The following is a 25,575-nucleotide window of genomic DNA, read 5'->3' as shown; positions in this document are numbered from 1 at the left end:
AGCACTTGAACGCCGAAAGTAGTTGGGGGCTTCCCCCTGTGAGGATAGGACGTTGCCAGGCCAGTAAGAGACCGATCTGCATTTTGCAGGTCGGTCTTTTTGTAGTTTAGATTGGAAAGGACTGTAGGAGATGAAAGGTCGTATGCCGATTATTGAAGCACTTTGTGCTCATGTAGAAAGAAAAGCTACTTCCTGGCATGTTCCAGGACATAAAAATGGAACATTGTTCGAAGGATTACCGTCTTTTTTCGAATGGGATAAAACAGAATTGCGAGGGTTGGATGATTTTCATCATCCGGAAGAGGCCATTTATGAAGCAAAACTCTTATTACGTCAAGTCTATGAAGCACGTGACAGTCATTTCTTGATTAATGGATCGACAGTTGGTAATTGGGCAATGTTAGCTGCGGTCTCACAGCGGGGAGACCGGATATACGTTCAGCGTAATTCCCATAAATCAGTTTTTAATGCGTTGGAATGGCTTGGGTTATCTCCGATTTTATTGGGACCGGAAATAGATCCCTCCACAGGTATCAGCGGAAATGTTTCACGTGAAACATTGGAGGAAGCGTTAACGACTTTTCCGGGAGGCGTTGCGGTCTTTTTAACTTCGCCGACCTATTACGGTGAAACGGCTCGAATCGAGGAGTTGCTTCCATTCACGACAGCATCGGGTATACCATTGTTGATTGACGAAGCCCATGGTGCTCATTTCGGGGAAGCTTTTGGCGTTCGTTCAGCGTTTGAACTGGGAGCCACTGCTGTTGTTCAATCGGCGCACAAGACGTTACCTGCTCTGACAATGGGAGCCTGGATCCATGAACGCTTTACGGATGACGAACGGAGACGGTTAACAAGGGCTCTTCAGGCCTTTCAAACGTCCAGCCCGTCGTATCTGTTGATGGCTTCACTCGATTTTGCTCGTGAGTATCGTGAAAAATGGACGGTTTCCAATATGAAGTCTGTCCGGACCAGTCACGAACACCTTCATCAACAAATCAATCAATTAACAGATATAACGGCGTTTACGTTCGATGATTGGTCACGGATGATTTTGTCCTGTGAGGAATATTCCGGAAGTCAGTTAATCGAGGCGTTGGCGGATCAAGGACTGGATGCTGAGTTTGCTCTCGGACCCCATGTAGTTTGTATATTACCGCTACGAAGTATCGAGCCATTTGAACAGGATACCTGGATTAATCAGATCCAATTAGCAATCGAAACCTTAAAAGCGGAAGGAATTCCGGATAAAAGGTATATGGAACAACCGTTTATGGGTAAAATAAAGGTATCGTCCCTGGCTTGTCCACTCGATCAATTGGAAGACGCTGAGGCGGTCGAACAAACTTTTGAACAGTCAGTCGGATTGGTTTCACTTGAAACAATCATTCCCTATCCGCCCGGGATACCACTAATCCTACGGGGAGAACGGATAACAGCAGAACATATTACAATGATTGAACATTATATAAACACATCAATTCATCTGCAGGGCGGTGAGTTTCTCCATCAGGGGAAATTACGTGTGATACAGGAAGGAATTAGAGAATGACAGGAACATTTATTACAGTCGAAGGACCGGATGGTGCCGGAAAAACGACCCAGCTGCAATTACTTGCAGATCGATTGACGGCTGAAGGGTATGAGATCGTGATGACACGCGAGCCGGGTGGAACACGAATCGGAAATGAAATTCGGTCATTGATTTTAAATCCTGATTTTCAAGAGATGGATGAGATGACTGAAATCCTTTTGTATGCAGCTTCACGGGCACAACATGTCAATGAATTGATTCGTCCGGCTCTTGCTGCTGGAAAAATTGTTTTATGCGATCGGTTCATCGATGCATCGATTGCTTATCAAGGGTATGGACTGGGTTATACAATTGAACAGGTCCGTTCCATTAATCAGCAGGCAACAAACCATTTAACACCGGATCGAACGTATCTGTTTGATTTGACGGTGTCGGAATCGAAGCAACGAATGATGGACCGAGGGGCACTAGACCGAATCGAGCAACGCGATGATGCGTTCCGTCAACGGGTATACGATGGTTTTATGACGTTAGCGGTACAAGAACCGGAGCGTATTCAGTTGGTCGATGCCAATCAATCGATTGAAAGTTTACAAACGGAATTATGTAAGGATGTTTTGACGTATTTAAAAAAAAGGGAGAGATTATCATGAAAATGGTCATTACGATTGTTCAAGATAAAGATAGCCTACGTTTAGCAGAAGCATTGGTCGAACACGATTTTCGGGCAACAAAACTCGCTACGACAGGCGGTTTTCTCAAAGAAGGAAATACCACGTTCATGATTGGTGTCCAAAGTGAACGCTTGGATGATTTGATGCGTTTGATCAAAAAGAACTGTTCAAGTCGGGAACAAATGGTTTCACCGATTTCACCAATGGGTGGTCATGCCGATTCATATATTCCGTATCCGGTTGAAGTACAGGTTGGCGGAGCAACGGTGTTCGTCTTGCCAATCGAAGGGTTTCATCAATTCTAATGCAGACATTTCATGAACTAGAACAAACTCAATCGGTCATTGCGACGATTTTGCGCAACTCGTTACAGACGAATCGTATCAACCACGCTTATATCTTTACGGGAGACTATGAGCCGCTTCTTTTAGAGGCGGCTCAATTGTTCGCCAAAAGCCTGTTTTGTGAACGTCGTGATCAAATCGAACCATGTCAAACGTGCCGGAGCTGCCGTCGGATGGACAGCGGAAACTTGGTCGACTATTATCAAATCGAACCGGACGGTGCGACGATAAAAAAAGAACAGATTCAGGAATTGATGCATGATTTATCCTTACGGGGTCTTGAAGGTGACCGCCAAATCTATGTGGTGACGCAGTCGCATAAAATGACACCCCAGGCGGCAAACAGCCTGCTGAAGTTCTTTGAAGAACCGGGAGCGGGAAAAGTAGCCATTTTGATTACGAATCAACCGCAATTGCTGTTGCCGACGATTCGTTCGCGAGGTCAATTATTAAGTTTTCGTCCAGCGGATCGCCTGTTGATTGGACAAGTCCTGTCCGAAAAAACGGGACGGGATAACGAATTGACTCAGCTGGCGGCCCGAGTCTATCCTAAAATAGAAGATGCAGAACAGGCATTAGTCGAAGACTGGTTTGTAAATGCGCGAGTGTCAGTGTTACAATTGATGGAGGAATTAGCGAATCGTCCGGCGGATTTACCGTTGTTTGTCCAGGAGAAATGGATGAGTCAATTTAAAAATCGGCAAGATGCACGAATTGGTCTGGAACTGGTGACATGTTTCTTTGAAGATGTACTGCATCTTAAATTGAATCCGTCATGGGAAACGATCACATATGCAAACAGCCGGCCATTACTGGAACAGATGGGTGGGAAAAGTCAGACGACGATCACACGGTGGCTGCAGGCAGTACTCGCAGCCGTTAAACGGATCGAAGCAAATGTTAATCCTCAATTAACAGTTGAGCGTCTCATGTTTGACTTACAGAAAGGGTAGAGCGATATGCTAGAAGTAGTAGGCGTTCGCTTTAAAGAAGCGGGCAAAATTTATTATTTTGCACCTGGACAAGAGTCATTATCACGAGGACAATCCGTCATCGTCGAGACAGTACGGGGCATTGAATACGGCGAAGTGGTGATTGCCGATAAACAAATGGACGAAGAAGATGTGGTCTTGCCACTAAAATCCATCCTTCGGGTCGCAGATGATAAAGATGCGATGATCGTTCGTGAAAATAAAATGGCAGCGTTTGATGCGCATGCTGTTTGTGTGGAAAAAATTCGTGAGCACAAACTCGATATGAAATTAGTCGATGTCGAATATACATTTGATCGCAATAAAGTCATTTTTTACTTCACGGCAGAAGGTCGTGTCGATTTCCGGGAACTCGTCAAAGATTTGGCGGCTGTTTTCCGGACACGCATTGAATTACGACAAATCGGTGTCCGTGATGAAGCGAAGTTACTGGGAGGAATCGGTCCATGTGGTCGTGTTCTCTGTTGCTCTTCGTTTTTAGGTGAATTTGAACCGGTCTCGATCAAGATGGCGAAAGATCAAAACCTATCCTTGAACCCGACGAAGATTTCTGGTGTCTGCGGTCGTTTGATGTGTTGCTTAAAATATGAAAATGACACGTATGAAGAAATGCGACGGGATTTGCCGGATTACGGAAAACGCTTGACTGTTCCGGAAGGCGAAGGACGGGTAGTCGGTCTGAATATTCTTGACCAAATCGTTCAAATTGAATTAAAAGACCGTTCGCGGGTCCTGACTTACTCGATGGAGGAACTACTTTCTGTCGGTGCCGTAAAACAAAAACGACCAAAAGAATGACGGGGTGCATGCGCGTGGAGAGAGTCGATAAAAAAGAAATCATTACGCGTGTTGATGCGATCGAGCAACAGATTCACTTGCTGACTGAGCATCTGAGCGTATTGAAAGATCAGCTTGCTTACATGATGGAGGAGAACCAACATCTGTATCTTGAGAATCATCACCTCCGTGAGAAGGTAGAGCGCGATGAACAACAACCGATTACAGAAGAAGCACAGGCGGAAGCCGGTACAGGTGCTGGCTATGATAATCTGGGACGGTTGTATCAAGAAGGATTCCATATTTGTAACCTGCATTATGGTCAAGTCCGTAAAGACGGAGATTGTCTGTTCTGCTTGTCCATGTTAACGAAACATTGAGAGGCTGACTTCCTAGGAGTCAGTCTTTTTTTCAGAAAGGAAGAACGTTATGCCTGAACTATTATCAGATGAGCGACTGGATCATCTGCTTGGAAAAGAAGGACGAATCATTCAAAGTCCAACCGTGTTTTCATACTCTCTGGATGCTGCCTTGCTGGCACAGTTCGCCTGGGTGCCGATCCAACAGGGGAAGTTGGTGGATCTATGCGCCGGTAATGGAGCGATTCCCCTGTTTTTGTCTTACCGGACGAAAGGGACGATCACAGGACTTGAAATTCAGCCCCGTCTCGTTGATATGGCCGAGCGCAGTATTCAGATGAATGAAAAACAAGACCAATTGCAGATGGTCGAAGGTGACGTCAAGGAAGCCGGGAAACAATTGGGATACGGTCTTTATGACGCTGTCACATGTAATCCACCATACTTCCTGGCAAACGAATCGTCGAACCGAAATGCAAGTGAACATTATACGATTGCCCGTCATGAAGTATTATGTACACTCGAGGATTGTATCCGGTCGGCTGCAGATCTGCTGAAGCAAGGCGGAAAAACGGCATTCGTCCATCGTCCGGAGCGCCTGCTCGACATCGTGACATTGATGCGGCAGTACCGGCTTGAACCGAAGCGGATGCAACTCATCTACCCGAAAGAAGGCAAAGAGGCCAACATGTTGTTGATTGAAGGGATTAAAGATGCCAAGCCGGGTCTTAAGGTATTAGCCCCCTTCATCGTCTACGAACAAGACGACACATATACGTTACAGATGCGGAATCAGTTTAATGTCTGAGCATGCCGTCTACATTGTCCGTTGCCGGGACGGCAGTCTCTATACAGGATATGCGATTGATGTCGAAAAACGGTTGGCGACACACAATGCCGGACAAGGTGCCAAGTATACCCGGGCCAGACTGCCGGTCGTGCTCGAGTATACTGAAACATTTCCAACGAAATCGGAAGCCTTAAAGCGTGAGTATGCCATCAAACAATTGACACGTCTAAAAAAAGAACGACTTATTCAAGGAGGGAGGTCATCTCATGAAAGCAACAAGCAGTTTTAAAGGACAAACGACCGGATTATACATCGTTCCGACACCAATCGGAAATCTTGAAGACATGACATACCGGGCTGTTCGTATCTTACAGGAGTCCGATCTCGTCGCGGCGGAAGATACGCGACAAACAATGAAGTTATTTAATCATTTTAAAATCGAGACGAAACTTGTCAGCTATCACGAACATAATAAGCAGGTCAGCGGAGCACGTCTGCTAGCTGATCTGCATGCGGGAAAACAGATTGCCTTGGTCTCGGACGCCGGTATGCCGGGAATCTCTGATCCAGGCAGTGATTTAATTCGGGAAGCGATTGCCGAAAACATTCCGGTCATCGTCTTACCGGGGGCAAATGCCGCGCTGACGGCACTTGTTGCCTCGGGTCTTGCGACAGAACGCTTTTTGTACTACGGTTTTTTGCCGCGTAAGAAAAAAGAACGTCGTGAGGCGCTTGAAACCGTCCGGTACGAAAAAGGAAGCCTGATCTTCTACGAGGCACCGCATCGTCTAAAAGAGATGTTAGGTGCGTTACGGGATGTGCTCGGTGACCGTCAATTGACGTTAGCCCGTGAACTGACTAAACGGTATGAAGAGTATATCCGGGGTTCTGTGACAGAAGCGCTCGAGTGGGCGGAAGAAGAGGTCCGGGGCGAGTTTGTCGTCATCGTCGAAGGATCGACCGAAGAACGGCCGGCGGAAGAAGAACAGGAAGCGGATCCGTTGCAACAAATTGAAAGGTATATCGAACAAGGCGAAAAACCGAATGCTGCCTTAAAACGGGTGGCGAAGGAACGGGGACTCGATCGTCAGGAACTGTATTTGCGTTATCATGAATCCTAAAAAAAGAAGCGACTCCGTTTGGAATCGCTTCTTTTGCTTATTCGTTTCCTGCGTAATGACGGTCGAGGAAATCTTTTAACTCAACGAGGACACGTTGTGCGCCGTCTGGAGAGAGAATCAATTTACCATCAGCTAGTTTGAAGTTATCTTCTGATACTTCACCTGTTACTTGGCAAGTCATGTTTGGTTTGTATTTTTTAAGGATGATTTGCTCGTTGTCGACATAAATCTCAAGAGCATCCTTCTCTGCGATTTGAAGCGTACGACGAAGTTCGATTGGAATAACGACCCGGCCGAGCTCATCTACTTTACGTACAATACCTGTTGATTTCATTTTGTTGTTCCTCCTCTGATGTCTAGGTTCTCTTTATTTTTGGAAAATCGTCAAAATTCGACATCACTTCTATAGAATGTAGAATACTAAACTTTCCAAAAGTAGTCAACCAATCTGAATAGCTTGAAATCAAAATGTCATTTATTTCTCAAAAAAGCCATATTTGAAACGATTTACTAATAGATTTTCCCTTTTTAAAGGAAATCAAACTATTTAGTGTGTTTTTTTGGTATTCGATGTCTGATGTCAAAAAATGTTTGCATTCGACAAAAAACGTGTTTCGACACAGACGACAGAACAGCGTATAATAATGAAATGAAATACAGAACGGAGGAATATCATGGCAAAAACATTTTATATCACTACACCGATTTATTATCCTAGCGCCAAGCTACATATCGGTCATGCCTATACGACAGTCGCAGGGGACGCGATGGCGCGTTACAAACGACTTCAGGGATTTGATGTCCGTTACTTAACAGGAACAGATGAGCACGGACAAAAAATTCAGGAAAAAGCGAAGGAAGCCGGTGTGTCCGAGCAGGAATTCGTCGATGGTGTCGTCGAACAAATCAAAGTATTGTGGGACCGTCTTGATATTTCCTACGATGATTACATCCGGACGACAGAACCGCGTCATAAAGAAGTCGTCGAACGTGTATTTGAAACGTTGCTTGAAAAAGGCGACATCTACCTCGGAGAGTACGAAGGTTGGTATTCCGTTCCGGATGAAACGTATTATACCGAATCACAGCTGGTTGACGGTAAGAGTCCGGACAGCGGTCATCCGGTCGAACTCGTTCGGGAAGAGTGTTATTTCTTCCGGATCAGTCAATACGCAGATCGCTTAGTCGAATATTATGAAGCGAATCCATCGTTCATTTTACCGGAGTCACGGAAACACGAGATGATCAACAACTTCATCAAACCGGGTTTACAGGACCTTGCTGTTTCACGGACGACATTTGATTGGGGCGTCAAAGTTCCATCGAATCCGAAACACGTCGTTTATGTATGGGTCGATGCGTTAACGAACTACATCTCGTCACTCGGATACGGAACGGATGACCAAGGAAACTTTGATAAGTACTGGCCGGCTGATGTCCATCTCGTCGGAAAAGAAATCGTTCGTTTCCATACCATCGTTTGGCCGGCTCTTTTGATGGCGCTTGACTTACCGCTTCCGAAACAAGTCTTTGCACACGGCTGGTTGTTGATGAAAGACGGTAAAATGTCGAAATCCAAAGGAAACGTCGTCGATCCGGTTCCGATGATTGATCGGTACGGACTCGATGCATTACGTTATTACCTCCTTCGGGAAGTACCGTTTGGATCAGATGGCATGTTCACACCGGAAGCATTCGTCGAACGGATGAACTTTGATCTCGCGAACGACCTTGGAAACTTACTCAACCGGACGATTGCGATGATCACGAAGTATTTCGACGGCGTCATTCCGACATATGCCGGAAATGTGACACCGTTTGACGAGACATTGTCGACACTGGCAAAAGAAACAGTCGAGAAGGTCGAAGCTGCGATGGAACACATGGAGTTTTCGGTTGCCTTGTCACACATTTGGCAACTGATCAGCCGTGCCAATAAATATATCGATGAAACACAACCGTGGGTGCTCGCAAAAGACGAGTCGAAAACGGATGAACTGGCATCATCGATGGTTCACCTGGTCGGTGCGTTACGTCACGTCGCCATCATGTTGCAACCGTTCATGACACGTTCGCCAAAAGAGATGTTCCGTCAACTCGGACTGGAAGGACAACCGATGGACTGGACGGCTCTTGAACAGTTCGCGGCTATTGAAGAAGGAACAAAGGTCGGTGCTGCCGAACCGATTTTCCCGCGTCGTGACATGAAAGAAGAAGTCGAAGCGATCGTTGAGATGATGAAACAAGCCTCTGCCGCACGTGTCGAAGAAGAGACGGAAGTTGAGGAAGAAGACACTGATGCTCGGCCGGAAACGACGATTGATTTCTTTGACCAAATCGAGTTACGTGTCGGAGAAGTCGTCACAGCTGAAAAAATCAAGAAAGCAAAAAAACTGCTGAAGCTGACCGTCGACATGGGGAAAGAGACACGACAAATCGTTTCGGGAATCGCGGAATGGTATGAGCCGGAAGATTTAGTCGGCCGTAAAGTCATCGTCGTCGCCAATTTAAAACCGGTCACATTACGGGGAGAATTGTCGCAAGGAATGGTGCTCGCTGCTGAGAAATCAGGTAAACTTGAATTAGCTACCGTACCATCAACGATGGCGAACGGAGCAAGCGTAAAATAATCCGGATGCCTGTGGACTTGATGTCACAGGCATTTTTTTGAAAGAAGGAGTCGAATAGTATGTTGATTGATACACACACACATTTAAACTCGGATCAGTTTGACGGAGATGTCGAGGAGACGATTGAGCGGGCAAGGGCAAACGGGGTTTCTCCGATGATCGTCGTTGGCTTTGATCACAAGACGATTGACCGGGCAATGGAACTCGTCGAACAGTATCACGACCTGTATGCTGTCATCGGATGGCATCCGGTCGATTCAATCGATTTCGACGATGCCGCCTATGAAAAAGTGGGACGATTGATGGATCATCCGAAAGTCGTTGCCCTCGGAGAAATCGGACTGGATTACCACTGGGATACGTCGCCGAAAGACGTTCAGGACGCAGCGTTTCGAAAACAGATTCGCTTGGCGAAGCAAAAAAATAAACCGATCGTTATTCATAATCGGGAAGCGACGGAAGATACGCTCCGCATTTTGGAAGAAGAAGATGCAAAAGAAGTCGGTGGGATTTTGCACAGCTACAGCATGAGTGCAGAACTGCTACCGCGTTGCTTAGCCATGAATTTCTACATTTCCCTCGGAGGACCGGTGACATTTAAAAATGCGAAGATGCCTAAACGCGTCGCACAGGAAGTACCGCTTGACCGTTTATTGGTCGAGACGGACTGTCCGTACCTGACACCGACTCCGTATCGCGGAAAACGGAATGAGCCGGCATATGTCCGATTCGTTGCGGAAGAAATCGCCCAATTGCGGGGAATGATGTACGCGGATATCGAACAAGCGACGACTGAGAACGCCAAGCGCGTCTTCCGCCTTCCATGATTCGATCGATCACCTATATGACCATCGGCTGCACCTTATTGTTGGTTGCCAGTCTGCTTTATATGATGATGGACCATCCGCGTGACGTTACGATTCTTGTGGATGGCCGGCAAACGAAAATCGAGACGGTGGAGACATCCGTTTTCGGTGTCTTGAAAGAAGCCGGCATCTCGGTTCGCTCACAAGATGTCATCGAGCCGGCTTTAAGTGCCGATCTTCCGAAAAATGATTTAATCGTCATTCAACCGGCTAAAGAAATTACATTAATCATGGGGTACGGTGAAGCACGGACAATCCGGACGCAAGCACGTCGTGTCGAGGATCTGTTAAAAGAACAGGGAATCAGCCAGATGCTTGAGACGGATGATGTGTATCCTTCGAAAGGAGCTGTTTTGACGAGCGGCATGACAGTCCGGTACCGGGAGGCGTTTCCGATCGAGCTGATTGTCGAAGGAAAAGCGCGTGAAGTCTATACGTATCAAACGACGGTGCGGGAACTGTTGTCGATGCAGGGCGTTAAGCTCCAAACAGAAGACAAGGTCATGCCCGGTCTGGATACAGTCGTCGCAAAGGATATGCTCGTTACGGTCAATACGACACGGCGTGCCGTGCTGACGGAACAACAGCTGTTACCGTTTGAAGTCGAGACTGTCGAAGACGACACCTTACCGGCGGGCGAACAATTGGTGACGAAATCCGGTCGCCCGGGCATCCGGACCCAAAAATATCAATTGACCCTTGCGGACGGATTGAGTAAAGAAAAGAAACTGATTGCTAATGAAGTGACGAGTGAACCGGTTAAACAAGTCGTCAAGATCGGAACGAAACCCGTTGAATCGGTTGAGGCCGCGACGACACCGGCACCGACGTTTGATCAGGAAAAAGCGACGGTACCGTTAGCAGAAGAACCTAAGGCGGCAACTGATTTAGATTTTAGCAAAGCAAAAACCCTGATGGTTGAAGCAACGGCTTATACAAATGATCCGGCTTCCAATGGAAGTCGATTGTATGATGGACGGGCACTGACGGCGACCGGTTATGACGTGACGGATACAATCACGTATCAAGGACTGCCGATCATCGCTGTTGATCCGAAAGTCATTCCCCTCGGAACAAAAGTATATGTCGAAGGGGTCGGACTGGCGATTGCCCTTGATACCGGCGGTGCGATTAAAGGAAATAAAATTGATGTGCTTGTTGAAGGAGAGTCGACCGCCAAAACATTTGGCCGGAAGACGATCCAGATCTGGGTCATCCCGAACGAGACGACGGAAGCGGGCACTTGACGCTTCCTTGTTTTTTTTGTGGAAACAGGTACAATTACGGAAGTGTTTGAAAAAGGTGGAGAAGATATGATGCGGAAACGCTTAAAAGAAGTCATCGTCGTCGAAGGACGCGATGATACGACACGCTTACAGGAAGTATTTGATGTCGATACAATTGAAACGAACGGTTCTGCGGTCAATGAGCAGACCCTGCAGCGAATTGCCAAAGCGCTTGAACGGCGCGGTGTCATCGTGTTTACCGATCCGGACTTCCCGGGCGACCGGATTCGGGCCCGGATTAACGAGCGGGTACCGGGATGTAAACAGGCTTACCTGCCACGGGCAGATGCCAAGGATAAACGCGGGAAAATCGGTGTCGAACATGCGTCACCGGAAGCGATTGAACGGGCGCTTGGTGCCGTATATGAGACGGAAGAGCAGCATGATGCGGAAGTGACGCGGGAGATGATTCTCGCAGCGGACTTGATCGGGGGACCAGCGGCCTCAAAACGCCGGAAACGGCTCGGACAGCTGCTCGCCATCGGTGAACCAAATGCCAAACAACTCGTCAAACGTGTCGCGTCGATCCGGATCACGAAACAAGAATGGGAAGACGCTTTGAAACAGATAGAGGAGGAACAGGATTGAAAGACATCGCAACACTACACCGGACAAAGGAAATCTTGGCGAAGCACGGATTTTCATTCAAAAAGTCCTTGGGACAAAACTTTTTAATCGATTTAAACGTACTCGGAAACATCGTCGGTGCCGCTAATCTGACACCGGACAGCGGTGTGCTTGAGATTGGTCCCGGTATCGGATCGTTGACGGAACAATCAGCAAAACAGGCGAAAAAAGTCGTGGCGCTCGAAATCGACCAGCGGCTCCTGCCGATTTTGGAAGATTCGCTTGCTCCGTATCCGCACGTGAAAGTCATTCACGGGGATGCGCTCGAACTGGATCTTGAAACGATCGTCGATGAAGAGTTTACGCAACAAGGGATTACGGACCTCGCTGTCGTCGCAAACCTGCCTTATTACGTGACGACGCCGATTATCATGCGGATTCTCGAAGCGCGGACACCGTTCCGGACCCTGATCATGATGATTCAAAAAGAAGTGGCGGAACGAATCGGGGCACAGCCGGGAACGAAAGCATACGGTTCCTTGTCAATCGCCATTCAATACTACGCAGAAGCAGAAGTTTGTTTTACGGTTCCGAAACAGGTCTTCATTCCTGCGCCGAACGTCGATTCGGCTGTCATCCGTTTAAATATTCGTAAAGAACCGGCCGTCAAGACACTTGATGAGAAACTCTTCTTCGAAGTAACACGCGCCAGTTTCGCACAACGCCGGAAAACGATTCTGAATAACTTATCCAGCCATTTTGGAAAAGCAGAAAAGGAAGCGGTCGAAGCGGCTTTACATGAAGCCGGCATTGATCCACGCCGCCGTGGCGAGACGCTCAGCCTGCAGGAATTTGCACAACTTGCCGACGCACTTTTGCCGATTAAAAAACGTTGACGGTAGACAAAAGAACAGATATAATATTTCCTCTTCCTAATATTTACTTCATATGCTATAATAAATATTAGTGAGGTGAAGCGTATGCCAAAGACGTTGAACGAAATCAGACATGTATTTGAAACACATGTAGGTGAAAGACTGACGCTAAAAGCAAGCGGCGGTCGTAAAAAGGTCGTAACCCGAATCGGAACGCTCGTTGAGACGTATCCATCGGTGTTTGTAGTCAAGCTAGACGCAGAGCGTCACAATGTCGAGCGAGTTTCTTACAGCTATGCCGACGTTTTAACCGACTCCGTACAAATCGAATTCGCGAATTCGTAAACTTACCTTCCGAAGTGGACAGAAATGTTCGCTTCTTTTTTTGTGCAAAGGTTGATACAATTCGTACAGGAAACGTACTAGAGGAGGAACGGCACGATGACGATTATTGTAAAAGCTCCAGCGAAAATCAATTTAGTATTGGATGCGACGGCGAAACGTCCGGATGGTTATCATGATGTACATATGGTGATGACGACGGTGGATTTGGCAGATCGTCTCGAATTGACGGAATTAGCGTCCGGCGAGATTCGGATGAATGCCCAACATGCTTACGTACCAAATGATGAACGCAACTTAGCGTATAAAGCAGCAGCAGTCCTGAAAGAACGATTCAACGTCAAGAGCGGGGTTGAAATCTATTTGGAGAAACAAATTCCGGTCGCAGCAGGTCTTGCGGGCGGTTCGAGTGACGCAGCCGCAACACTGCGTGGACTGAATGAATTATGGAAGCTCAACCTGACGCTTGAACAGTTGGCGGAAATCGGATCAGAAGTCGGATCGGATGTCCCGTTTTGTGTCATGGGTGGCACCGCGATTGCCACGGGGCGCGGGGAAAAGCTCGAGAAATTAGTCTCTCCTCCGCCTTGTTGGGTTGTACTGGCGAAACCGACCATCGGTGTCTCGACAGCAGATGTGTACGGAGCGCTTGATTTGGAAACAGCGGAACGTCCGGATGTCGGAGCAATGATCGATGCGGTCAAGAACCAAGATTTCACGGCCATTTGTGAATCGCTCGGCAATGTCCTTGAATCCGTGACATTACCGATGCATCCGGAAGTCGAACAAATCAAAGCGTTCATGACAAGTTGTGGAGCAGAAGGTGTCTTGATGAGCGGCAGCGGTCCGACCGTTTTTGCTTTGACGGAACACGAAAACCGGGCGCAGCGTCTCTATAACGGATTACGAGGATTTTGTAATGAAGTCTACGTCGTTCGTCTTTTAGGGGAAAACCATTGATAGTTTCCGTATGAAAATGATATATTCACTATTGAATATTCGGAATTACGGAGAGGTGGAACGATTTAGATGAAAATTCGGAGAAGTGGTCGGCTGGTAGATATGACACGTTACCTGCTGGATCATCCGCATCATCTGGTCTCATTGACGATTTTCGCAGAACGGTACAGCTCTGCGAAATCTTCGATCAGTGAAGATTTAGATATTGTCAGTGAAATGTTGGAGCATGAAGGAACCGGACGACTCGTCACTGTCCCGGGAGCCGCGGGAGGCGTCATGTTCATTCCGACCTGGAGCAGTGAAAAGGCGTTGCCGTTCATTGATGAATTATGTGAACGTGTCGCACGCCCCGATCGTCTGTTGCCGGGAGGCTACTTGTATCTGACGGACTTGCTCGGAGATCCGCGGATGGTGAAACAGATGGGACAAGTGTTTGCTTCTGTCTTCAGCCAGAAAAAAGTCGACGTCGTCATGACGATTGCGACCAAAGGAATCCCGCTTGCTTATGCCGTTGCCGAACAATTGGGTGTACCGTTCGTCATCGTCCGCTCAGACAGCCGGGTGACGGAAGGTTCGACCGTCAGCATCAACTATGTTTCCGGCTCATCGAAAGCAATCCGGACGATGGCTCTTGCGAGACGCAGTTTACCGCGAGGTGCGAACGTCCTGCTGATTGACGATTTCATGAAAGCTGGCGGAACGATCCGGGGGATGATGAGTCTGCTCAGTGAGTTCGAAGCGAACGTGGCAGGTGTCGGTGTGTTGATCGAAGCAGAAGGTGCCGAGAAGAAGATGGTCAATGAGTACGTCAGTCTGATGAAGCTTTCGGATGTTGATGTCGATCTTGGACAGATTCAAGTGAAACGGGGAAATGTCGACCAGTATTTCACAGATGGAGAAAACACCTGAATTTGACACAGATTTTTTTTGTAACTATACTGTAATTATCAAACTTTTGGAAATTATGCGTGAAATGATTGGCAAAAGCTAAACCTTTGAATGTTTTAAGCCGTAAGTAGAAGTAGACAACGAAGAGTTGTGACAACGGTTATAAAAAGGGGTGCGGACAAAATGAATGTCACCGACGTTAAGATTCGTCGCGTCGTAGCAGAGGGTCGAATGAAAGCACTGGCCTCGATTACGCTCGACCACGAATTCGTGGTACATGATTTACGCGTGATCGAAGGAAACAGCGGTCTTTTCGTCGCGATGCCAAGCAAGCGGACACAGGAAGGCATCTTTCGTGATGTCGCCCATCCAATCAATGCATTAATGCGAAAAAAAGTCGAAGATTCAGTATTAGAAGCATATGCGATTCGTGAAGAAAACGGTGAGGCGTCAGAACTTGAACTGGCGGCGCTTGAAGCAACCGATCCTTCCTAACGCGATTGACAGGTCTCCGCCAATGGGAGAACCTGTCTTTTTTTGTGTGTTTTGTCGATTTCCGGTCTGTCCTGTCATTGATTCGTTGCGCCATTTTCGTTATAGTGGGAACGAGTGGACTATTTCAGAACGAAATCAACACTAATTTACATGGAGGAGCGACAAGGATGAATCATTTCGCGGTAATTCTAGCAGCGGGTAAAGGCACTCGGATGAAATCAAAGCTCTACAAAGTACTTCACCCAGTAGCTGGGAAACCTATGGTACAACATGTCGTTGATCAGTTGACGACACTTGGTGTCACACGTCAGGTCGTTATTGTCGGTCACGGTGCAGAGTCTGTAAAAGAAGTGCTCGGCACATCGGTGGAATATGCACTTCAAAGTGAGCAGCTTGGCACGGGTCACGCTGTTCAAATGGCAGAACCTGTTCTTGGACAGGAAAAAGGTTCGACACTGGTCGTTTGTGGAGATACACCTCTTTTGACAAGTGAAACGTTACAGTCGCTCTTGCAACACCATGCAGAAACAGGTGCGAAAGTGACTGTTTTGACGGCACATGCGGACGATGCAACAGGATACGGACGAATTGTCCGCGGCGAAGACGGAAACGTCTCGAAAATCGTCGAGCATAAGGATGCGAACGCAGAAGAGCTTCTCATTAAAGAAATCAATACCGGAACATACGTATTTGATAACGAAATGCTGTTCGAAGCACTTAAGCAGGTCAAAAACGATAATGTCCAAGGTGAATATTATTTGCCGGATGTCATCGAAATCGCTAAAGCAGACGGAGAAACGATTGCAGCCTATGCGGCATCGACGTTTGAAGAAACGATTGGTGTCAACGATCGGGTGGCTCTTGCGCAAGCGGAAACGTCAATGCGTAAACGGACAAACGAACATTGGATGCGTCAAGGCGTCACGTTCATCGATCCGGCGTCGACGTACATCGGACCGGATGTCGTCATCGGTTCCGACACAGTCTTGTACCCGGGCACACAGTTGCTCGGTAACACAACAATTGGCTCGGAATGCATCATCGGACCGAATTCGGATATCCGTAACAGTGAAGTCGCTGATCAAGCGGTCGTGCGTCAATCGGTCGTGACGGACAGTAAAATCGGACCAGCAGCACAGGTCGGTCCATTTGCCCATTTACGTCAACAAGCAGTTCTCGGTGCCAACACACGAATCGGTAACTTCGTTGAAGTGAAGAAATCGACTTTTGGTGAAGGCAGTAAATCTGCTCACTTGAGTTACGTCGGTGACGCGACGATCGGCACAAACGTCAACTTAGGTTGCGGATCGATCACCGTGAACTATGATGGAACAAATAAATTCCAAACGGTCATTGAAGACGATGCGTTCATCGGATGTAACGTCAATTTGATCGCGCCGGTCACGGTTGGTAAAAATGCGCTAGTCGCAGCAGGATCAACTGTTACGGACGATGTTCCGGAAAACGGTCTCGCTATCGCACGTGAACGCCAAACAACTAAACCAGATTACCGTTAATTTTTATTCGTTCATTATCCGTCGCTCTACTCGTCTAAACCCAAACAAATGGAGGCCACCTAACCATGTCTACTGTCTTAGAACATGAAATTCGTATTTTCGCACTTAACTCGAACAAACCACTGGCAGAGGAAATCGCTAAAGTCATCGGAATTCCTGTCAGCGAAAGTTCAGTCAAACACTTCAGTGACGGCGAAATTTCAATGAACATCGAAGAAAGCGTCCGTGGGGATGATATTTACATCATTCAATCGACAAGCCAACCGGTCAACGAAAACCTGATGGAACTTCTCATCATGATCGACGCTTTGAAACGTGCTTCGGCCCGGACGATCAACGTCGTTATCCCGTACTACGGATATGCACGTCAAGATCGCAAAGCCCGTTCACGTGAGCCGATCACAGCGAAGCTTGTAGCGAACCTGCTTGAAGTAGCCGGTGCGACACGCGTCGTGACGATGGATCTTCATGCTGCTCAAATCCAAGGATTCTTCGATATTCCAGTAGATCAATTAATGGGTGTTCCCTTGCTTGCTTCTTACTTCGAGAAGAAGAACATCGACCCGAACGAACTCGTCATCGTTTCTCCAGACCATGGCGGCGTAACACGGGCACGTAAATTAGCTGAACAATTAAAAGCACCAATCGCGATCATCGATAAGCGTCGTCCGAAACCGAACGTCGCCGAAGTCATGAACATCGTCGGCCAAGTCGATGGTAAAATTGCGATCATCATCGATGACATCATCGATACAGCGGGTACAATCACGCTTGCTGCCAATGCCTTGATCGAAAACGGAGCGAAGCAAGTGTACGCTTGCTGTACGCACCCGGTTCTCTCCGGTCCAGCCATGGAACGTATCGAAAACTCGGCAATCGAAGAGCTCGTCGTTCTCAACACAATCGATTTGACGCAACGTGAATGTGCAAGCAAAATCAAACAAATCTCGGTTGCACGCTTGTTGGCAGAAGCCATCATCCGTGTCCATGAACAAAAATCAATCAGCCCGCTCTTCAGCTGATTACAAACAGATATGAACGCCAAGGTCCGGTTTTTAAAAATCGGACCCTTGTGCGTTGCTTTTTTCGTCAGCGGGATCCAGATTGGAAAAGTAGAGGAGGTGCCGATATGAAATGTATCGTCGGTTTAGGAAATCCAGGTGCAAAATATACCAATACACGGCATAACATCGGTTTTTTGGCTATTGATGCCCTCGCCAAGGAACATGGCATAAAATTAACAGAGTCTAAGTTTAAAGCCGTCTTCGGAACGGGAATGATTAAAGGGGAACGGGTCGTTCTCGTTAAACCATTGACGTATATGAATTTATCGGGAGAAGCCGTCCGTCCGTTGCTCGATTTCTACAAAATCGCAGTCGAAGATGTCCTTGTCATTTATGATGATCTTGATTTGCCGCTTGAGAAGATGCGCCTGCGTTCAAAAGGGAGTGCCGGTGGTCACAACGGAGTCAAATCGTTGATTCAACATTTAGGAACACAAGACATCAAACGATTGAAACTCGGAGTCGGCCGTCCGCCGGCCCCGATTCAAGTCATCGACTGGGTCTTGATGCCATTTGCCAAATCAGAACAGACGACGTTGCAACATGTGTTGTCTGATTCCGTTAATATCGCAACTGATTTCATCGATACACCGTTTTTAGCTTTGATGAATCGCTATAACTGAACAAAACGCTTTGGGTGACCAAAGCGTTTTTGCTGTCGTCCTAGGAGGGAAAGTATGAAACAACTACAAAATCTGTTACTCGGTATTCCGGAGATCAAAACCGTCCGGGAACGGTTCCGCGACGGGGTCAATGCCCAACTGATCACGGGCCTGATGAATAGCGGGAAAGCGTTATTCATCGCTGGCATTTACCAAGAGACGAAAAAACGATTCGTCATCGTGACTCATAACATGTTCCAGGCTCAAAAATTATATGATGATTTAATTGAACTTGTTCCCGAGCAGGACGTGATGTTGTATCCGGTCGACGAAACGCTTGCCGCTGAATTATCATACGGCGCAAGCCCCGAACTTCGGGCAACCCGAATCGAGACCCGTCATCGTCTGTTGACGACGGACGACGGTATTTTAATCATTCCGCTTGTCGGTCTGAGACGATATGTTCCGACGGCATCTGACTTTTTAGATCATACGAAACGGATCAAACCGGGGGATGTCTTATCGATTCCGGACTTCATTCAGGAATTGGTCGATGCCGGATACGAACGGACAGCGACGGTGACGACGCCCGGAGAATTCGCGGTCCGCGGAAGCATCATCGATCTATATCCGTTGACTGTCGAACGTCCTTATCGGCTCGACTTATTTGATGAAGAAGTCGATTCGATTTATACATTCGATGCCGAGACCCAACGTTCACTTGGTGTCATCGCAGAAGCGTTAGTGCCTCCGGCGACGGAACATTTTGCAACACGCGAAGGATTGAAGACGGCGGGTGACAAGTTACGCCGTCTGTATGATGCGACGAAGGAACGGGTTCAAAGTACGGAAGTATTGGCTGCCCTTGAAGAAGGAATTGCCTATGACGTCGAAGTGCTTGAAGGCGGGGACCGTCCGAAACAACTCGCGAAGTATGCGCCGCTTTTATATGAAACGACGTTGCTTGACGATATTAAGGATGCTGTTTTGATTGTGGATGAAGTGGCCCGGATTGAAGAAGCGGCCGAAGTGCAGGATACAGAAGAAGCGGAATGGATGGCTTCGTTGATCGAACGGGGACAAAGTGTCAGTGACTATACGTTATCGGTTCCGATGCTGAATGTGTTCAAGCAACGGCAATTGCTTTATTTATCGTTGCTTCCGACACGGCGTAGCGGTGTGCCGGAAAGTGCGGCGATTCATTTCAGTATTAAGCCGATTGCTCCGTTCCATGGACAGATGGAACGATTGAAACAGGAAGTCGACCGGTATGGTCGGGCGGATATGTGGATGGTCTTTCTGGCAAGCAACCGGGAACGGGCGGAACGCATGCGGCAGACGTTATCCGATTACGGGGTCGAAGCGTCTCTGCATACGACGGAAGATGAAATCCGTCGCGGACATCCGTCCATCTTAATCGGCGGTATTCATGGCGGATTTGAGATGACAAACGCCCGTCTTGTCGTCATCACGGAAGAAGAAGTCTTTAAACAGCCGGCACGACGACGGAAACAAACGACGAAACTGACGAATGCCGAACGAATCAAAAGTTATCAGGAACTGAAGACCGGTGATTACGTCGTCCATATCCATCACGGAATCGGTCGTTATCACGGCATCAAGACGATTGATGTCGCCGGCAATCACCAAGACTACCTGCATTTGATTTATGCCGGTGAGGATTCCCTGTATGTCCCGGTCGATCAAATCGACTTAATCCAGAAGTATGTCGGGGCGGAAGGGAAAGAGCCGAAGATTTACAAACTGGGTGGGATGGAATGGAAGAAGGTCAAGGCGAAGGTTCAAAAATCCGTCGAGGATATCGCGGATGAACTGATTAAGCTGTACGCGGCACGTGAAGCGGCCGTCGGCTTTGCCTTCCCCGAGGATGATGACAGTACACAGGCTTTTGAAGCATCCTTCCCTTACGAGGAAACCGTCGACCAACTCCGGTCGATCGAAGAAATCAAAAAAGACATGGAGCGCCCGCGTCCGATGGATCGTCTGTTATGCGGGGATGTCGGTTACGGGAAAACGGAAGTTGCCATTCGGGCTGCCTTTAAAGCAGTCATGGCAGGCAAACAGGTCGCACTGCTCGTTCCGACGACGGTTCTCGCCCAACAGCATTATGAAACGATGCTCGAACGCTTCAGTGACTGGCCGATTAACGTCTCCGTCATGAGTCGTTTCCGCTCGGCAGCGGAACTGAAAGCCACGAAAAAGGGCTTGAAGGAAGGAACAATTGATGTCGTCGTCGGCACCCATCGTGTCCTGTCCAAAGATGTCCAGTTTGCCGACGTCGGGTTGCTGATTATTGATGAAGAACAACGTTTTGGTGTTAAGCATAAAGAACGGTTGAAGCAGTTGAAGACGAATGTCGATGTGCTGACACTGACGGCGACCCCGATTCCACGGACGCTGCATATGTCGATGATCGGGATCCGTGATTTATCAGTCCTCGAGACACCGCCGGAAAATCGTTATCCGGTCCAGACGTATGTCATGGAGTATGACGGAATCGTCATGCGCGAAGCACTCGAACGTGAACTTGGACGGGGTGGACAAGCCTTCTTTCTCTATAACCGTGTCGAAGGAATCGAACGGAAAGCGGAAGAAATCCGGGCTCTCGTTCCGGAAGCACGTGTTGTCACTGCCCACGGGCGGATGACGGAAACAGAACTTGAAAGTCAGTTGATTGCTTTCTTCGAAGGGGATGCGGACGTCCTGGTCAGTACGACAATCATTGAGACGGGAATTGACATTCCGAACGTCAATACGTTGATTGTCAACGATGCCGATCAGATGGGTCTGTCGCAGTTGTATCAATTACGCGGTCGGGTGGGCCGGTCGAGTCGTGTCGCCTATTCCTACTTCACGTACCGTCCGCAAAAACGATTGACGGAAGTCGCGGAGAGCCGTCTGCAAGCGATCAAGGAATTCACGGAACTCGGAAGCGGATTTAAGATTGCGATGCGCGATTTATCGATACGCGGTGCCGGAAACTTACTCGGCTCACAACAATCTGGTTTCATCGATTCTGTCGGATTTGATTTGTACTCACAAATGCTGTCGGAAGCGGTCGAAGAACGGAAAGAACGGATGAAGGGCAGAAAAAAAGTTCAGAAATTCGTTCCGGACTTCACGTTCAGCCTCGATGCCTATATTCCAAGCCACTATATGGCGGACTCGGAACTCAAAATCGAGTTCTACAAACGTTTGAAGTATGTCGATACACCGGAAAGCCTGGAATCACTGGAAACGGAAATGTTGGAGCGTTTCGGAGAATTCCCGACTGAAGTCGCACGGTTGATTCAATTGACACGAATGCGAATCTTTGCCGAACGGGCACGGGTCGAACGGGTCAAACAAACAGATCCGAAAATCGAAATCGTCTTGTCTGAACAGACGACACAAACGTTGGATGTAGCGGATTTCGTGAAATGGACCGTTCCGATCGGACGTGGTCTTGGTATGGGGCAGGAAGAAGGAAAGCTGGTATTGACACTAAACCGCGGCAAACAAACCGTACAACAGATGACAGAGCAAGCCGAACGGTTACTGGCTGAGATTGACCGCCGGATCGTACAATGAGTCAACGAAGGACGATTGCGCAGGGGGCAGCCCTGCTCGCCATTTCGAGCTATGTCTCGAAATTGTTGAGTTTCTTTTACCGGATTCCGTATCAAAATATGGCGGGGGACTTCGGTTTATACGTCTATCAAACCGTTTATCCGGTCTTTGCCATCGCGGCGGCACTCGGTATTTACGCTTTACCGGTCGTCGTAGCCAAGTTGACGTTGCATCATCCGGAAGAAAAACGCGAAGTCTTATGGTCGATTTTCTTTGTCCTGCTCGCGATGTCGCTGACATTAGGAACGATTGGCTGGTGGGTTGCTCCTGAAGTCGCTGCCTTGTTCGGTGACGAACAACTTGTTCAACCGCTCCGTGCCGTCACGTTTACCTTCTATCTGTTACCGGTCATTGCTGTATTGCGCGGAATGTTTCAAGCGGATCTTGAAATGCGTCCGACGGCGTTCTCGCAAATCACGGAAAACGCCGTTCGGGTCTGTTTATTGCTGATCGTGACGTACTACGGTGTGCAAGCCGGAGCGAATCCTTATCAAGTCGGCGCAAACGCGCATATGACAGCACTCGGCGGAAGCATTGCGTCGCTCGCCCTGTTGTTACGCTTTGCGAAAGGAAAAATCGGTCGTCCTGTCATCTCAGGTCGTCATCTCCGGCGTGTCGGACGTGTTTTGTTGACGAGTGGTCTCGCAGTCAGTATCGCATCGCTCGCTTTGCTGCTGATGCAACTGATTGACGGACTGACCTTCGTCAACTTACTCGGAGACTCAATGGAGACGAAGATTGAAAAAGGGATTTTTGACCGAGGATACCCTCTGTTGCAGTTTGCGATTTTGTTCGCGACCTCGATCAGTTTGGCGAGCGTTCCGACGTTATTGATGGAATACCGGAAACGTAATGACACAGCGACAAAGTTGCATCTTGAGACCCTGTTGCGGTCCGGACTGTTGATAGCAGCTGCGGCAACCGTCGGACTCGTTGGGGTCATGCGTCCGTTAAACATCGCCTTGTATCAGGATGATAACGGGACAGCCGCACTCAGCTGGTTGGCGGCAACGGCTTTCACGGCCTCCCTGTCCATGATCATCGTATCGTGCCTGCAATCCGTCGATGCGGAAAAATATGCGTTCGTCGGCGTGATCGCGGGTCTGTTAATCAAACTCGGCCTCAATATTTACTTGATTCCCCTGTATGGCATGGTCGGTGCCGGTATGGCGACGTTCGGTGGGTTTGCGGTTATGGCGGCAGCCCAGCTGTTGTTGCTCAATCGAAAGTTTGGCCGGGTGACGGCAGGACGTCCTTTTTACGTTCGTCTTTTGAAGGCCGTCATTCCGATGGCTCTGTTTTTATACATCATCGAACAACTGTTTCGCCTGTCCGGCTGGGAAAACCGGATCGGAGCAACACTCGAGGTGGGTTTACTCGTCTTGGGTGGAGCAGGTGTTTTCTGTCTGTTTGCCTTACGGATGAGTGTATTGACGGAACGGGAATGGGCATTGTTGCCGTTTGGGGAAAAATTATATCGAATGCATCAGCATAGGAGGATCATATGACACATCAGATTACAGTCGTCGGCCTCGGCGTCGGGGAACTCGAACAGTTACCGTACGGGATCTATAAACGACTGAAAGAAACAAAACAACCGATTTACCTGCGAACGGCAGATCATCCTGTCGTTTCAGAATTGATGGCAGAGGGAATGAAATTTACATCGTTTGATTCCGTGTACGAAAAACATGATCAGTTTGAAGGCGTCTACCGTGAAATTGTGGCGACGTTACTTGAACAAGCTGAAAAGGAACCGATCATCTATGCGGTTCCGGGTCATCCGCTCGTCGCGGAGAGTACGGTCCAACAGTTACTCGCGCAAACGGAACATCTGGACATCATCGGCGGTCAAAGTTTCCTTGACCCGATGTTTGCCGCAGTCGGCGTTGATCCGATTGAAGGATTTCAATTACTCGATGCGACAGCCTTTGATATCGATGAAGCGCAGATCCGCCAGCATCTGCTGATCGGACAAGTCTATGATCAATTGGTCGCAGGTGATTTAAAGGTAATGCTGATGGAGCGTTATCCCGACGAACATAATGTGACACTGGTAACGGCAGCAGGGACAAGTCGGCAACACGTAACGACGGTTCCGCTTCATGAACTGGATCACATCACGACACTCAGTAACCTGACAACGGTTTATGTACCGCCTGTCACCGATCAAACGGTCTTGAATCGTGACTTCACGACACTTAAGCACATCATCGCCCGGTTGCGGGGAGAAGGCGGCTGTCCTTGGGACCAGGAGCAGACGCACGAATCGCTCAAAAAACATTTAATCGAAGAATCTTACGAATTACTGGAAGCAATCGACCTTCAGGACGATAACTTAATGATAGAAGAATTAGGGGATGTCTTGCTCCAAGTCATGCTCCATGCTCAAATCGGTCTCGATGAAGGATATTTTGATGTCCGGGACGTTATCGGCAGTGTCAGCGATAAGATGATCCGCCGACACCCGCATGTCTTTGGAGATGTAGAAGTCGACTCGGCTGCGGACGTCGTCAACAACTGGCAGGAAATCAAGGCCCAGGAAAAATCGGACCGGACCTATCTGTTGGATGGTGTCACTAAGGGAGCACCCGCCTTGTTGCGCGCAGAACAGATTCAAAAAAAGGTCGCCCGGGTCGGATTCGAATGGGAGACGGTTGCCGGTGCACTGGATAAAGTCCAAGAAGAGATTCAAGAATTAAAAGAGGCTCCGGCAGAGGAGCAGTTGGGTGAATTCGGCGACATTCTGTTCTCACTCGCTCTCGTCGGCAAGTATATGGAGTTATCGGCAGAAGATGCGTTACAACAAACGAATGACAAATTCATCCGCCGTTTTACACGGATGGAACAATTGGCTGATCGTCCGTTGACAGAATTATCGCTTACGGAACAGGATGCCTTATGGAATCAATCAAAGCAGGAGGAACAGTCATGAGACTCGATAAATTTTTAAAAGTATCTCGTTTAATCAAACGCCGGACCCTGGCGAAAGAGGTTGCCGACCAAGGCCGTATCAAAATCAACGGACTTGTCGCAAAAGCAAGCAGTACGGTTGCAGTCGGGGATGAAATGACAATCCGCTTCGGAAATAAGATTGTCACGGTTCAAATCGACAGCATCAAAGAACATGCGAAAAAAGAAGAGGCGTCGGATATGTATCAAATCATTCGTGAAGAAAAAGTGAATTCCGAAGAATCGATGTAATTTGGTTGAAAAAGGAAGTATACTAGAGAGTGTCAGAGATGACCACTCGGATAAGGAG

26 protein-coding genes are annotated in these 25,575 nt (G+C 48.1%); 25 read left to right on the top strand and 1 reads right to left on the bottom strand.

All coding sequences use genetic code 11. The annotated features are described in order from the left end of the window. Positions 1 to 142 precede the first annotated feature (142 nt). The 9 genes from ABIC15_RS14605 to rsmI are packed head-to-tail and all read left to right on the top strand — an operon-like array spanning position 143 to position 6,591. Positions 143 to 1,552, top strand: a complete 1,410-nt coding sequence (locus ABIC15_RS14605) for an aminotransferase class I/II-fold pyridoxal phosphate-dependent enzyme (RefSeq protein ID WP_354020989.1) — start codon at positions 143 to 145, stop codon at positions 1,550 to 1,552. Beyond that, positions 1,549 to 2,187: a dTMP kinase gene (gene tmk, locus ABIC15_RS14600; RefSeq protein WP_012368936.1), complete on the top strand. Its 639-nt coding sequence runs from the start codon at positions 1,549 to 1,551 to the stop codon at positions 2,185 to 2,187. Before ABIC15_RS14605 ends, tmk begins: the two co-directional genes overlap by 4 nt. Continuing rightward, the gene (locus tag ABIC15_RS14595) at positions 2,184 to 2,513 is read left to right on the top strand and encodes a cyclic-di-AMP receptor (RefSeq protein ID WP_012368937.1); all 330 of its coding nucleotides are present in this window, start codon (positions 2,184 to 2,186) and stop codon (positions 2,511 to 2,513) included. Before tmk ends, ABIC15_RS14595 begins: the two co-directional genes overlap by 4 nt. After that, positions 2,513 to 3,505 (top strand): DNA polymerase III subunit delta', encoded by a 993-nt coding sequence (locus ABIC15_RS14590; protein ID WP_012368938.1) that lies wholly within the window; start codon positions 2,513 to 2,515, stop codon positions 3,503 to 3,505. Before ABIC15_RS14595 ends, ABIC15_RS14590 begins: the two co-directional genes overlap by 1 nt. Positions 3,506 to 3,511: 6 nt before the next feature. Further along, a complete protein-coding gene (locus tag ABIC15_RS14585; protein ID WP_012368939.1) occupies positions 3,512 to 4,342 on the top strand; it encodes a PSP1 domain-containing protein in 831 nt (276 codons plus the stop codon). Positions 4,343 to 4,350: 8 nt separating this feature from the next. Further along, a complete protein-coding gene (yabA, locus tag ABIC15_RS14580) occupies positions 4,351 to 4,701 on the top strand; it encodes a DNA replication initiation control protein YabA (protein WP_114597427.1) in 351 nt (116 codons plus the stop codon). 49 nt (positions 4,702 to 4,750) lie between these two features. Further along, on the top strand, positions 4,751 to 5,488 hold the full coding sequence (locus ABIC15_RS14575) for a tRNA1(Val) (adenine(37)-N6)-methyltransferase (RefSeq protein ID WP_012368941.1): 738 nt from the start codon (positions 4,751 to 4,753) through the stop codon (positions 5,486 to 5,488). Beyond that, on the top strand, positions 5,481 to 5,759 hold the full coding sequence (locus tag ABIC15_RS14570; protein ID WP_290831098.1) for a GIY-YIG nuclease family protein: 279 nt from the start codon (positions 5,481 to 5,483) through the stop codon (positions 5,757 to 5,759). Before ABIC15_RS14575 ends, ABIC15_RS14570 begins: the two co-directional genes overlap by 8 nt. Next, the gene (gene rsmI, locus ABIC15_RS14565; protein ID WP_354020988.1) at positions 5,737 to 6,591 is read left to right on the top strand and encodes a 16S rRNA (cytidine(1402)-2'-O)-methyltransferase; all 855 of its coding nucleotides are present in this window, start codon (positions 5,737 to 5,739) and stop codon (positions 6,589 to 6,591) included. Before ABIC15_RS14570 ends, rsmI begins: the two co-directional genes overlap by 23 nt. Positions 6,592 to 6,628: 37 nt before the next feature. Here rsmI and ABIC15_RS14560 read toward each other — a convergent pair whose 3' ends face one another. Continuing rightward, positions 6,629 to 6,925, bottom strand: a complete 297-nt coding sequence (locus ABIC15_RS14560; RefSeq protein ID WP_012368944.1) for a transition state genes transcriptional regulator AbrB — start codon at positions 6,923 to 6,925, stop codon at positions 6,629 to 6,631. 340 nt (positions 6,926 to 7,265) lie between these two features. On the opposite strand from ABIC15_RS14560, the gene metG reads away from it, so the two are divergent. From metG to ABIC15_RS14480, 16 genes are all read left to right on the top strand, one after another. Beyond that, complete coding sequence (metG, locus tag ABIC15_RS14555; protein WP_354020987.1) at positions 7,266 to 9,221, top strand: methionine--tRNA ligase; 1,956 nt, start codon at positions 7,266 to 7,268, stop codon at positions 9,219 to 9,221. Between the two features lie 59 nt (positions 9,222 to 9,280). Continuing rightward, a complete protein-coding gene (locus tag ABIC15_RS14550) occupies positions 9,281 to 10,048 on the top strand; it encodes a TatD family hydrolase (protein WP_354020986.1) in 768 nt (255 codons plus the stop codon). After that, the gene (locus tag ABIC15_RS14545; RefSeq protein ID WP_354020985.1) at positions 10,045 to 11,334 is read left to right on the top strand and encodes a ubiquitin-like domain-containing protein; all 1,290 of its coding nucleotides are present in this window, start codon (positions 10,045 to 10,047) and stop codon (positions 11,332 to 11,334) included. The genes ABIC15_RS14550 and ABIC15_RS14545 overlap by 4 nt, the downstream gene beginning before the upstream one ends. Positions 11,335 to 11,400: 66 nt before the next feature. Further along, positions 11,401 to 11,961 carry a ribonuclease M5 gene (rnmV, locus tag ABIC15_RS14540; protein WP_214767545.1) on the top strand — a complete coding sequence of 187 codons (561 nt, stop codon included), beginning with the start codon at positions 11,401 to 11,403 and terminating at the stop codon, positions 11,959 to 11,961. Then, complete coding sequence (gene rsmA / locus ABIC15_RS14535) at positions 11,958 to 12,836, top strand: 16S rRNA (adenine(1518)-N(6)/adenine(1519)-N(6))-dimethyltransferase RsmA (protein ID WP_012368949.1); 879 nt, start codon at positions 11,958 to 11,960, stop codon at positions 12,834 to 12,836. Before rnmV ends, rsmA begins: the two co-directional genes overlap by 4 nt. A gap of 84 nt (positions 12,837 to 12,920) precedes the next feature. Continuing rightward, the gene (locus ABIC15_RS14530) at positions 12,921 to 13,160 is read left to right on the top strand and encodes a Veg family protein (RefSeq protein WP_012368950.1); all 240 of its coding nucleotides are present in this window, start codon (positions 12,921 to 12,923) and stop codon (positions 13,158 to 13,160) included. A 96-nt stretch (positions 13,161 to 13,256) separates the two neighbouring features. Then, entirely contained in the window at positions 13,257 to 14,117 is an 861-nt protein-coding gene (gene ispE, locus ABIC15_RS14525) for a 4-(cytidine 5'-diphospho)-2-C-methyl-D-erythritol kinase (RefSeq protein ID WP_214767542.1), read from the top strand. Between the two features lie 69 nt (positions 14,118 to 14,186). Further along, entirely contained in the window at positions 14,187 to 15,026 is an 840-nt protein-coding gene (gene purR / locus ABIC15_RS14520) for a pur operon repressor (RefSeq protein ID WP_012368952.1), read from the top strand. Between the two features lie 162 nt (positions 15,027 to 15,188). Then, on the top strand, positions 15,189 to 15,500 hold the full coding sequence (gene spoVG / locus ABIC15_RS14515; protein WP_012368953.1) for a septation regulator SpoVG: 312 nt from the start codon (positions 15,189 to 15,191) through the stop codon (positions 15,498 to 15,500). A 167-nt stretch (positions 15,501 to 15,667) separates the two neighbouring features. Further along, the gene (gene glmU, locus ABIC15_RS14510) at positions 15,668 to 17,017 is read left to right on the top strand and encodes a bifunctional UDP-N-acetylglucosamine diphosphorylase/glucosamine-1-phosphate N-acetyltransferase GlmU (protein WP_012368954.1); all 1,350 of its coding nucleotides are present in this window, start codon (positions 15,668 to 15,670) and stop codon (positions 17,015 to 17,017) included. Positions 17,018 to 17,082: 65 nt separating this feature from the next. Further along, the gene (locus ABIC15_RS14505; protein WP_012368955.1) at positions 17,083 to 18,039 is read left to right on the top strand and encodes a ribose-phosphate diphosphokinase; all 957 of its coding nucleotides are present in this window, start codon (positions 17,083 to 17,085) and stop codon (positions 18,037 to 18,039) included. A 107-nt stretch (positions 18,040 to 18,146) separates the two neighbouring features. Continuing rightward, positions 18,147 to 18,704, top strand: coding sequence for an aminoacyl-tRNA hydrolase (pth, locus tag ABIC15_RS14500; protein ID WP_012368956.1), 558 nt, complete (start codon positions 18,147 to 18,149; stop codon positions 18,702 to 18,704). A gap of 54 nt (positions 18,705 to 18,758) precedes the next feature. Next, positions 18,759 to 22,274 carry a transcription-repair coupling factor gene (gene mfd, locus ABIC15_RS14495; protein ID WP_012368957.1) on the top strand — a complete coding sequence of 1,172 codons (3,516 nt, stop codon included), beginning with the start codon at positions 18,759 to 18,761 and terminating at the stop codon, positions 22,272 to 22,274. Continuing rightward, entirely contained in the window at positions 22,271 to 23,821 is a 1,551-nt protein-coding gene (locus ABIC15_RS14490) for a polysaccharide biosynthesis protein (RefSeq protein ID WP_354020984.1), read from the top strand. Before mfd ends, ABIC15_RS14490 begins: the two co-directional genes overlap by 4 nt. Then, positions 23,818 to 25,248 carry a bifunctional methyltransferase/pyrophosphohydrolase YabN gene (gene yabN / locus ABIC15_RS14485; RefSeq protein WP_214767537.1) on the top strand — a complete coding sequence of 477 codons (1,431 nt, stop codon included), beginning with the start codon at positions 23,818 to 23,820 and terminating at the stop codon, positions 25,246 to 25,248. The genes ABIC15_RS14490 and yabN overlap by 4 nt, the downstream gene beginning before the upstream one ends. Next, the gene (locus ABIC15_RS14480; RefSeq protein ID WP_012368960.1) at positions 25,245 to 25,517 is read left to right on the top strand and encodes an RNA-binding S4 domain-containing protein; all 273 of its coding nucleotides are present in this window, start codon (positions 25,245 to 25,247) and stop codon (positions 25,515 to 25,517) included. Before yabN ends, ABIC15_RS14480 begins: the two co-directional genes overlap by 4 nt. The last annotated feature ends 58 nt before the right edge of the window (positions 25,518 to 25,575 follow it).

This window comes from Exiguobacterium sp. PvP048, assembly GCF_040549175.1.
In the GTDB taxonomy this organism is placed as follows: Bacteria; Bacillota; Bacilli; order Exiguobacteriales; family Exiguobacteriaceae; genus Exiguobacterium_A; species Exiguobacterium_A artemiae.
The sequence above is the reverse complement of the archived record's forward strand: the minus strand, read 5'-3'. Positions and strand labels throughout refer to the sequence as shown.

Coding starts and splice junctions, on each gene's coding strand:
- ABIC15_RS14605 (WP_354020989.1), top strand. CDS start 143: ATGCCGATTATTGAAGCACTTTGTGCTCATGTAGAAAGAAAAGCTACT.
- tmk (WP_012368936.1), top strand. CDS start 1,549: ATGACAGGAACATTTATTACAGTCGAAGGACCGGATGGTGCCGGAAAA.
- ABIC15_RS14595 (WP_012368937.1), top strand. CDS start 2,184: ATGAAAATGGTCATTACGATTGTTCAAGATAAAGATAGCCTACGTTTA.
- ABIC15_RS14590 (WP_012368938.1), top strand. CDS start 2,513: ATGCAGACATTTCATGAACTAGAACAAACTCAATCGGTCATTGCGACG.
- ABIC15_RS14585 (WP_012368939.1), top strand. CDS start 3,512: ATGCTAGAAGTAGTAGGCGTTCGCTTTAAAGAAGCGGGCAAAATTTAT.
- yabA (WP_114597427.1), top strand. CDS start 4,351: ATGCGCGTGGAGAGAGTCGATAAAAAAGAAATCATTACGCGTGTTGAT.
- ABIC15_RS14575 (WP_012368941.1), top strand. CDS start 4,751: ATGCCTGAACTATTATCAGATGAGCGACTGGATCATCTGCTTGGAAAA.
- ABIC15_RS14570 (WP_290831098.1), top strand. CDS start 5,481: ATGTCTGAGCATGCCGTCTACATTGTCCGTTGCCGGGACGGCAGTCTC.
- rsmI (WP_354020988.1), top strand. CDS start 5,737: ATGAAAGCAACAAGCAGTTTTAAAGGACAAACGACCGGATTATACATC.
- ABIC15_RS14560 (WP_012368944.1), bottom strand. CDS start 6,925: ATGAAATCAACAGGTATTGTACGTAAAGTAGATGAGCTCGGCCGGGTC.
- metG (WP_354020987.1), top strand. CDS start 7,266: ATGGCAAAAACATTTTATATCACTACACCGATTTATTATCCTAGCGCC.
- ABIC15_RS14550 (WP_354020986.1), top strand. CDS start 9,281: ATGTTGATTGATACACACACACATTTAAACTCGGATCAGTTTGACGGA.
- ABIC15_RS14545 (WP_354020985.1), top strand. CDS start 10,045: ATGATTCGATCGATCACCTATATGACCATCGGCTGCACCTTATTGTTG.
- rnmV (WP_214767545.1), top strand. CDS start 11,401: ATGATGCGGAAACGCTTAAAAGAAGTCATCGTCGTCGAAGGACGCGAT.
- ABIC15_RS14530 (WP_012368950.1), top strand. CDS start 12,921: ATGCCAAAGACGTTGAACGAAATCAGACATGTATTTGAAACACATGTA.
- ispE (WP_214767542.1), top strand. CDS start 13,257: ATGACGATTATTGTAAAAGCTCCAGCGAAAATCAATTTAGTATTGGAT.
- purR (WP_012368952.1), top strand. CDS start 14,187: ATGAAAATTCGGAGAAGTGGTCGGCTGGTAGATATGACACGTTACCTG.
- spoVG (WP_012368953.1), top strand. CDS start 15,189: ATGAATGTCACCGACGTTAAGATTCGTCGCGTCGTAGCAGAGGGTCGA.
- glmU (WP_012368954.1), top strand. CDS start 15,668: ATGAATCATTTCGCGGTAATTCTAGCAGCGGGTAAAGGCACTCGGATG.
- ABIC15_RS14505 (WP_012368955.1), top strand. CDS start 17,083: ATGTCTACTGTCTTAGAACATGAAATTCGTATTTTCGCACTTAACTCG.
- pth (WP_012368956.1), top strand. CDS start 18,147: ATGAAATGTATCGTCGGTTTAGGAAATCCAGGTGCAAAATATACCAAT.
- mfd (WP_012368957.1), top strand. CDS start 18,759: ATGAAACAACTACAAAATCTGTTACTCGGTATTCCGGAGATCAAAACC.
- ABIC15_RS14490 (WP_354020984.1), top strand. CDS start 22,271: ATGAGTCAACGAAGGACGATTGCGCAGGGGGCAGCCCTGCTCGCCATT.
- yabN (WP_214767537.1), top strand. CDS start 23,818: ATGACACATCAGATTACAGTCGTCGGCCTCGGCGTCGGGGAACTCGAA.
- ABIC15_RS14480 (WP_012368960.1), top strand. CDS start 25,245: ATGAGACTCGATAAATTTTTAAAAGTATCTCGTTTAATCAAACGCCGG.